Genomic DNA, 663 nt, shown 5'->3' with positions numbered 1-663 from the left:
CCCTATAGCAGTCATAAACAAAGAAGCGTCAACCGCGCCTCAAATAATCGAAACACTTGAGGCTCTACCGGAATACAAAGACGCCATAAAAGCTCCGGACGAATCAATGTTAGCTGGCGAGAACGACCTTGTTGTGCTTGTGGATTCGCACAAATCTTCTAACGCGGAATATCCTGAGCTACTATTAAAAGAAGGCAACAAAGTTATCTTGATAGATCATCACCGAAGAGAAGCAGGCTTCATCGAAAACACAATTCTATCATACCACGAGCCATACGCAAGCTCTGCCAGCGAGATGGTTGTTGAAATTCTGCAATATGTTAATAACGATGTCGAACTATTATTAGAAGAAGCAAAAGCGTTATACGCAGGCGTCATGATTGATACCAAAAACTTCAACTTCAAAGCCGGCGCGAGAACGTTCGAAGTCGCTGCATATCTGCGTTCAAAAGGTGTCGACACAATCGAGATCAAGCGTATGTTCCAAGTGCCTAAAGAATTTTATGCTATGCGCGCCAAAGTCATCGAAGAGGCAGAAATATTCGCGAAAAAATATGCAATTGCTGTTGTCCCTCTTGATAAGCCAGACAAAGTCTTCATGAGCCAATGTGCAGACGAGCTTTTAGGCATCGGTGGTGTCGAGGCATCTTTTGTCCTTTGTAA

Annotated in this window: 1 protein-coding gene; it reads left to right on the top strand. The window is 43.6% G+C overall.

What is annotated here, in order from left to right; translation table 11 throughout:
* Positions 1-663 (top strand): DHH family phosphoesterase (locus ACYVTD_RS15235; protein ID WP_461248552.1); only part of this gene is annotated, 663 nt, incomplete at both ends.

This window comes from Treponema sp. R6D11, assembly GCF_054786075.1.
Note: the sequence above shows the minus strand (reverse complement) of the source record. Positions and strands in the feature narration are given on the sequence as shown.